The organism is Muricoccus nepalensis (assembly GCF_006438825.1).
Taxonomy (GTDB): Bacteria; Pseudomonadota; Alphaproteobacteria; order Acetobacterales; family Acetobacteraceae; genus Roseomonas; species Roseomonas nepalensis.
Map to the genome: position 1 here is coordinate 196,725 of NZ_RCZP01000007.1, position 8,341 is coordinate 205,065.

Genomic DNA, 8,341 nt, shown 5'->3' on the forward strand with positions numbered 1-8,341 from the left:
CGTGGTGGACACCAGCGATACATTCGGATCCGACCATCCGCCCGCACTGACGCATCTGTTCGAACCACCTGAAGACCACATCGGCTCCTTCGGATGGCTTTGCGGTTACTCCGCTGATGCGTTCTTCATGAACGACGCTGCAGAACGCTTTACTCGCCGGACCAAGCGTCGGCGCGCCGCTGATGGCGACGTGACACTCGGTCTCATCCTTGATCCCGGCAATTCTCGATTGTCCATCGTTGACGTCCCGGGCGTCCTGCACCTGCCACTGCCAGGTCGGCAATCCTTTGCTCTTATGCATGCCAAGGTCGCGCTGCTTGGCTTCCGCCACGTCAAAGATGGAGCGCGTTGGCGTCTGCGCCTTATCGTCTCCACCGGTAACTGGACGCGGGAGACGCTTGAGGAGAGCCTTGACCTTGCTTGGACGATTGAGATTGGCTCTGCCGAGCTTGAGTCGGAACAAGCAGGGCCGCGATTGGTGGACCTGAAGGCGGGGTCAACTTTCCTGGCCTCACTGCGAGAGATGATTGGTCCGTCACCCCTTGATGCAGCTTCGCGCATCACGCGCGAGGCCATGAGATGCTTTGATGCGTGGTGCTCGTCTGCGGTGGAGAAGGCGCCGAGGAGCATTGTGCCGCGGTTCATTGATAGCTGGACCCATGCGCTTCTGCCCCAGATCGTGGAGCGCGTTACACCGGGGAAACGCAACTATCTCGCGATGGGATCGGGTTTTTATGAAGGTGGAGACACCGAGAAGCTGCCCACGGTACCGGCCGCAATTGTAGAGGCGCTGAGCAGCGCCGGATTACAGACGCCGAAGGCCGACATTGACCTCTTCGTCAATCCGGGCGGATGCCAAGCGGTTGCGGGCGCCCTGAACGCTATTAAGCAGGCTGGCTGGACCGTCCGGCGGCCGGGTCACGACCCGTCCCGCAGCCTGCACGCGAAGTTCCTCTTTGGCGCCTACTCTGACGGACGATCGCAGCGGTGCCTCCGGGCATGGGTCTATCTTGGCTCGGGCAACCTGACGCGGCCCGGACTGCGACAGCACGCGCGAGTAGGCGGTAACCTTGAGGCGGGGGTGGTGTTCGCTCCGGATAACTTGGTCTGGGACGAGCCGGCCGAAGTAGGGGCCGTGTCGGTCCAGAAGGCTCTACCAATTGCATGGGATGCGGCGACGGAGATTTCGGAGGGCAGTATGCAGGCGGGGAGTGACATGCTTGACCGGCCGCCGGCATACTTGGTCCCCCCAGTTCCCTACCTACGATGGATTAATGCCCTCGATGGGACCGGGCGGCTAGCGCCGCCGGGGAACGTCACGGCGGATTTCGCGGTGCTCGATACATCCGGGGCCACGTGCGCGCGGGATGAAGTGGGCCTGCTCTGGTCAGGAAGTTGCCCTCTCGAGGTGACGGTCGCCTGGACCGAGGCTAACCAGCGCTGCGTCGAGCGCGTTCCTGTGATTGACGCACACGGCCGCATTTCCGCAACCGCCCTCACGCCGGTCGCGCTTGAGGAGGTCTGGTCGCTGCTGGCGGACTTCCCCCTCCCGCCGGATGATGATGCGGACGAACCAGATGAGGATGACGGCGAGCTGTCGGACGGCCGCGGCGGCTACACAAGCCGAGGGGGGAGTGCAACCTCCGTTGGCAGTTACGCTATCCGGCGCGTCATGGAGCTCGTTGAGCAGATCGCGGCGCGCCAAACCGCATTGCATGAGGCGGACTGGACGGCTTGGTGCGTGCGGCTGGGGCAGACCCTGGAGCTAGCGAGCGACGATGCCGAGATCGCCGCGTTCAGGGCACTTGGGCTCAACCCACTGAGTCCGCTACGTGCCGCCCCGTTCCGGCCCGATTTCGCGCGCGATGGCATGACGCCGGCCGGTCAGCTGTACGAGGAGACCCTCGATCGGGTAGCCATAGCCTGGCAGGTCGACACCCTTGAGCTTCTGGAGGCCTGATATGGCATTCGCAGGATGGGAGCTGGTTGCCAATCACCTCCGTGCCGTGGCTGATGCGCAAGGGCCGCACCTCAACGCAGGCCAGCGGGATAGCCTTCATGCGCTAGCGGCACGAATCCGTCAGCACGGAGTGGTGATCGCTGATGAGGTTGGCATGGGGAAGACGCGGATCGCCGTCGCACTCGCCCGCGCCGTTACTGAAGCGGGGGGCCGCGTCGCGATCCTTATTCCCCCAACCCTTGGCTTCCAGTGGCGAGAGGAACTTCGGCACGGGGGCATTCCGGACGTTCCAAACGTCATACGCAGCTTGGGGGGATTCCTCCAGATTTGGTCGGGTGCCTTGGAGGCGCGACCCTGGTTCGATGAGCAGGTGCTCCTGCTTTCGCACGGGTTCACTAACTGGCGGCTCGGCGCCACCACACAGCGCTGGCGTTTTGAACTTCTGCCTTTGATCGCCGGCCATGCGCAGCACGCGCTGGGCGGTCATTATCCCCACGGCTTCAAGGCAATGGCCGAGCGAGCGGACCCATGGGTCCGGACTGCGGCGACATCGATCGCGCGCTACTGCGCCCGGCCGGGACATCCGGAGATCCGCCGGCGCTACACGGCACTCGGCGATGAGACTATATGGCCCGAGGCGAACAAAGCCGTAAATTACCAGAACGGAGGCGCACCTCGGCAGCTGCTCCAACGCGCGGTTGGGCTTGGCCTCGGCGCCTTCGACCTCGCGATTGTCGACGAGGCGCATAAAAGCCGTGGCGAGGATGCCGGGTTATCGCGCCTGCTCGATGGAACGTTGCTGGCCCAGCGCGCGGCGCGCCGCGTCTGCATGACAGCGACGCCGGTGGAGCTCAGTGCGAGCGACTGGGACCAGACTCTGGCCCGCATCCAGGTGGATCAAGCAACTAGGGCCCAGCTCCGCGCTGTCATCGAGTCCTACAGCACTGCGGCGAGGCGCGTTCGCCTTGCTTGGCGAAGCAGCGCTGAGGCGAGGGGGGCATACATTACGGCTGCAGCGGCTTTCCAAGCGGCGCTCCAACCATACGTCCTCCGGCGCGACAAGCGCCAAGACGAGGCCGTAATCTTATTCCGGGAGGCATCGCGCGCGGACGCCTCAGCGGCACGCGAGCCGATTGGGGAAGGCAAAGCGCGCAACCCCGACGCCTACCGCTGGCAGCACGACATTGCTGTCAGGCCTGCCCATTTGGACCTTGGCTGGCGCCGGGCGGTCTGCGCCGCTGAGGCCCTTTCCTTTGTCGTACACGGGCATGACGATCCGACCGCGAAGCGGCTTAGGCTTACTTTCGGGAACGGGCACGGCATTACTACGCGGCTCGACGCGTCGGCTGCCAGCGCTGAGGATGCGGTTCGGCAGCCCGGTGACCCGAATGCCGAGCCTGGCCCCGACGCTGCTCCGCAACCGGGCGTCGGCATGGCGCCCGAGTCAGCACAGGCGCTTGGAGAAGCGAAACGCGCCGAGCGTGCGACTTGGTGGCAGCAGGTCATCAGTCGCGTCGTTCGCGAAGAGGGCGCGCTCTACGACCATCCTTCGATTCTAGCTGCTGTTGCCGAGATCGAGGCCTACGACGCAGAGCGTGAAAAGGTGCTCGTCTTCGGTCGGTTCACAGGACCCATGCGGGCACTTGTTGCCCTGCTGAACGCGCGGGCGATGTTGCGCGCCGTCGATGCTGGAATGCCCTGGCCACAGAGCCGCGTCGCGGCGGAGGACCTCGCGGCCGTTGCCGCTGCGCATCAGCAACTCGGACGAGTCGGGACGTTCGATTTGGAGGTCATCAACGGCATTCTCTCTAAGCAATATGCCGAGATCGAACGGCGGCGCGAGGCGCTGCGCACGTCCTTGTTCGATCTCATTGCCCGCGGACTGCCCACCCGGGAGCGCAACGCGCAGGCACTGGCCCGAGCGGCGCAGGACGGCAGCGATCAGGGCCGAGCAATCTTGGCCGCCGCGATCGATCAGCTCCTCGACAGCGGCAGGCGGTCTCCCGCTGAGTACATTGGAGGTTCCGGGACGAATGCGGCCCACGGTCTCTCGCCCGAGGTGGTCGCCGACGCCTTCGTCTCGCTTATTGCGGCCCTACGTGAGCGCGACGAAGGCGATGCTGATGGGGACGGAGAGCTCAATGCTGAGGAAGCGAGCAGTATCTGGGCCATCATTGCCGAGCGTCTCGAAGACGAGTACCGGACGGAGCGGGGACGGTTCGCTCGCTTGATGAACGGAGCGACGCAGCTCTCAACGCGCCGCGCCTTGCAACTCGCTTTTAACCGTCACGAGAGCAATCCGCGCGTCCTTGTCGCGCAGTCCCTCGTCGGTCGGGAGGGCCTCAACCTGCATCAGGCTTGCCGCGTTGTGATCCTGCTTCATCCCGAGTGGAATCCGGGCGCCGTTGAGCAGCAGATCGGACGGGTTGACCGCGTTGGGAGCCGGTGGTCGCAGGTGCTGGAGGAGGTGGTCCGGATGGATACACGTCCGCTTCCCCGCATCGAGATCCGCCCGGTAATCTTCGAAGGAACCTATGACGCGTACCATTGGCGTGTGCTGAATGAGCGCTGGGACGATCTACGCTCACAGCTACACGGTACAGTCGTGCCCTACCGCTCTCGCGAAGGATGCACGGAACAAGAACTCGCTTTTGCCCGTGAACTCGACGGAGCTGCGCCCTGTTTTGACCCAAACTTGCTCAGGCTTGGTACTGCGGACAGGAAGGGCGTCACCTCATGAACTTCATTGGTGACGACCACAAAGGGCCAGCCGGCTAACGTCCTTCTCCCACCTAATCAAGGCACGTAGGCCTGGTCTTTTTTAAGCGGCAGCCCGGCCTGCAAATTTAGCCGAGGATAATATGCGTAGTGAGTGCCTAACCTTGAGGACCTACGCTGCTTGATCGACTTCCTCGCCAAAGCCCCGACCCTCGACGCGAATTGGCGGGCGGTCGTCCTGTTCGGCCGCAACGTGGCTTCCTATAAGTTCGCCCTGGCCAAGACCCTGCTCGGGTTGGCGGACCGGGCCGACGACCGGGTGCATCTGGAGGATCTCGCTACCCCCTTCGCGCGGCACCTCTGCGAGCACCTGAGGCTGGTCGACAAGCAGACCACCTCGCCCTCCAGCAAGTTCCTTGACGCTTGCCGCGCCTTTAACCGGGGCGAACTGTCTGATGACGCGCTAATTGGCACGACAGCCCGGCTAGGCTTTAACAACGTCCTCGACGCCTTCCACGTTGTCGGCAGTGGTCCAGTTCCTGTTCGCTTCTTTGAGGATGAGCGAAATGGAGGTCGGGGCGGGGGTGCAATCCGCCTTACAGACCATCTCCGGCAGCTTACGGGATCCCTGCAGGGTGGGGGGCTGTCCGATGAGGCTGAGGCGCGCTGGCGCTTGGTGGAGACAGCCTGGTACTTGGACCTTCCACGGGCAGGCATCGCGGTGCAGGCGGACGCTGCCCAGGACCTCCTCTACCTCCCAGCCAATCACCGCATCCGGCGTACGAGCCTGACCCGGGTTCGCGGTGCTCTGAACGGCTACCAGCGCGGACGCTGCTCTACTGCCGGGTGGAGGTGCCGCTGGCAGCCGCCGAAGTGGATCACTTCTTCCCGTGGATCCTAAAAGAGCGGGGCGAGATGCGGGATGCGGACAACATCTGGAACCTCGTGCTCGCGTGCCGCACCTGTAACCGGGGCGAGCGTGGGAAGTTCGCCTCTGTTCCGAAACCCTGGCTGGTTGCTCGCTTGCATGAGCGCAACAACCGGCTTGTGGACAGCCACCATCCCCTGCGGGAGACGATCATGCTTCAGACCGGTACGGACGCGGATGCGAGGGCTTCCTTCCTGCGCGCACGGCAGCAGATCGCACGCGACCACCTCATCCACGAGTGGGAGCCGTGGGAGCAGGACTCTGACAATGCCTGACCCACAGACTGCGCCCGCCCCCTTGTTCGACGCTGGGCGTCCCTACTTCCTCTTCAACCGTGAGGAGCGCCACCTGGCCGGCGTACTCTTCCACCTGCTCTGCCTCGGGGACAACGCCGATCGGCTTTGCTCACGGCTCTGCCCCAACTGGCCGGTGCGCAAGGAGGAGTTCGGCGTCTACCTCGAGTACTCTTACTTTCGGGACGCATGGGATGAGATCGGGCGCCGGGTGCCTGATCCGAATGCGCGAAAGCGGGAAATCCTGCTGGTCATGCTAGCCGCCTTCGGCGGGCGGCCGGAACTTGTGGCCGCGCTCGCCCTATCGACCGGAGTGGAGGAGTTCAACCGCCGCTTCGTGCGCCACCGCCCGTCCAAGACAGACATCCAGTCTCCGGCAACGTGGCAGGTGGGGACGTTCGGCATCGAGGGGAGCGGCTTCACGCCTGAGGACTTGCTGGCGCTCTGCAAGCTTAAATGGGCGTTCCGAGCAAAGCCGGATGTTGTGGTGCAGCCCTCGCTCGGCCGCGCGATCTGCCTTGAGCTGAAGCTAGAGTCCGGCAAAGCCAGCTACCCTGCTACCGGGGCTGAGATCCGCCTTCTCCGCGAGCGGGGCCTCTACGATGAGGGCTCGGCCGAAAGACGGCTGCCGATGCGCCAGACGAAGCTTCAGCGTCTGGCGATGGAGCACCTGTTCGGGGCGGGCAACGTCGCCTTGGTGTTCATCACACGCGACGGGCCGAGGGGCGAGGAACGGGAGCACCTATCGTGGCGGTCCCTGATCGAGATGCTCGAAATCCCTACGGGCCTGCCGCAGTTTGCGCAGGCGGCCATCGATAGGTGCTGCCCGCTAAACAAGGAAGCGCCGCCACCCAGAGAAAAGCCGATGCGCGCCCGGCGGCGCCGAACAACCGTGGCATCCCCGCCCGCGTCGAAACCCCGTCCGCGGCTGGCGGGTACGGCTTGAGCGAGAGAGCCACATGATGAAGGACTCCGTCGCCTACTATGACCGCAACGCCGAGCGCTTTGCCGCGGATACTGGCGGGGTCGACATGTCGGCCCTACACGAACGCTTTCTCCGGTATGTGCCGGCCGGCGGGCGAATCCTCGACGCGGGTTGCGGCGTCGGACGAGACGCTCGGGCCTTTACTGAGCGCGGTTTCGCGGTGGTGGGCTTCGACGCCTCGGCCGAGATGGTCCGACTGGCGCGGGAGCGTGTTGGGACCCTGGCCGAGATCCGTCACATGCGCTTCGAGGACGTGGCCTGGCGCGGAGAGTTCGATGGCATTTGGGCCTGCGCATCGCTGCTGCACCTTCCGCCCGCGGCATTCCCTGGCGTGGCGTCGCAGCTCGTTGGTGCGCTTCGGCCCGGTGGCGCCTGGTATATGTCGTTCAAGCTGGGGGTCGGGGAGCGCAGGGATGCGGGGCGGCTGTTCGTGGATCACACTGAGGCCTCGCTCCGGGCTGCTCTCTCCGGACTACAGGTGAGGCCTGTGGAACCCTGGACGACGGCCGACGTACGGCCCGGCCGGACTGACGTACAGTGGCTGAACGCGATCACGCTGAAGCTTTGACGTCGGCCCACCCTGAGTGGGTGATTATAGGAGAGCTTCCAAGCCTCTCGCGAGTAAAGCATCTGCGCATTCGTAGTGCCAGTTCGTGCGCTTTCGCGTCTGAAATCGGACAGTCACGCAGCCCGGCGCTGCGGGCGGCAAAGCGGAATTGTGGAAGATCACCCGGCGCCCCTGAGTAGTACTCGAAAGGGTCAGGAAAAGTGGGAGGTAATCCTTACCGCCAAGGAAGACGGTATCGTCCGGAAGGGCATGCACCAATGCGTTCAGGTCGCTGTAGGGCTGTCCGCCGCGGCGACGGCGCTTGTAGGGAGCAGCGGAGCCACTGAACGTGATGTCGTACACTGGCAGACGCATATCCGCTCGGACCAGCCCCCAACCTGCGGAGAGGATGAGGAGCCGTTCGTCACCATAGGCACCCCGCAAGGCGGCGTAGGAAGCATCAAGGTAAAGCTGCCAGGCTGGCAAGAAACCCAGGGCTTCCGCCTCACCGTTCCTGTTCGCCGCTATCACCCGGTCTCGCCACGTTTGCCCGTCTTGGTCGGACGGATCGTCGGGATGGGCGAAGAGAGTGTGGACGTCAGAGGGGGCGGCCGTACTCGTCCGGCGAGGGCCGCCTTCTGTGAGGGATGATGACCTCTGACCTTAGTGACCGCTCGTGAGGGCGACGCAAAGGACGGGGGCGGGATGGAGATCATCACCGGGGTTGAGCGGCGTCGTCGCTGGCGTGCCGAGGACAAGCTGCGCGTGCTGGCCGAGGCGGCGCAGCCCGGGGCGCGGACGTCGGAGGTGGCCCGGCGGCACGACATCAGCCGCGGGCTGCTGTGGTACTGGCGGCGTCAGTTGCGGCAGGGGCAGCTCAGGGTGCATGACGCGCCTGAGCCGATGTTCC

At 64.6% G+C, this 8,341-nt stretch carries 7 protein-coding genes; all 7 read left to right on the forward strand.

Annotated elements, in window-relative coordinates; genetic code table 11:
* Position 1: 1 nt before the first annotated feature.
* A complete protein-coding gene (locus EAH89_RS10450; RefSeq protein ID WP_140882751.1) occupies positions 2–1,960 on the forward strand; it encodes a phospholipase D-like domain-containing protein in 1,959 nt (652 codons plus the stop codon).
* Between the two features lie 133 nt (positions 1,961–2,093).
* Positions 2,094–4,700: a helicase-related protein gene (locus tag EAH89_RS10455; protein WP_161993539.1), complete on the forward strand. Its 2,607-nt coding sequence runs from the start codon at positions 2,094–2,096 to the stop codon at positions 4,698–4,700.
* Positions 4,701–4,859: 159 nt separating this feature from the next.
* Entirely contained in the window at positions 4,860–5,579 is a 720-nt protein-coding gene (locus tag EAH89_RS10460; RefSeq protein WP_206667503.1) for a hypothetical protein, read from the forward strand.
* Entirely contained in the window at positions 5,552–5,881 is a 330-nt protein-coding gene (locus tag EAH89_RS32145) for an HNH endonuclease family protein (RefSeq protein ID WP_206667504.1), read from the forward strand. The genes EAH89_RS10460 and EAH89_RS32145 overlap by 28 nt, the downstream gene beginning before the upstream one ends.
* On the forward strand, positions 5,874–6,845 hold the full coding sequence (locus tag EAH89_RS10465) for a hypothetical protein (protein WP_140882753.1): 972 nt from the start codon (positions 5,874–5,876) through the stop codon (positions 6,843–6,845). Before EAH89_RS32145 ends, EAH89_RS10465 begins: the two co-directional genes overlap by 8 nt.
* Before the next feature lie 13 nt (positions 6,846–6,858).
* Positions 6,859–7,452, forward strand: a complete 594-nt coding sequence (locus EAH89_RS10470) for a class I SAM-dependent methyltransferase (protein ID WP_140882754.1) — start codon at positions 6,859–6,861, stop codon at positions 7,450–7,452.
* Between the two features lie 684 nt (positions 7,453–8,136).
* Positions 8,137–8,341, forward strand: a 205-nt coding sequence (locus tag EAH89_RS10475; protein WP_140882755.1) for a transposase, incomplete at its 3' end; no start/stop codon positions are given.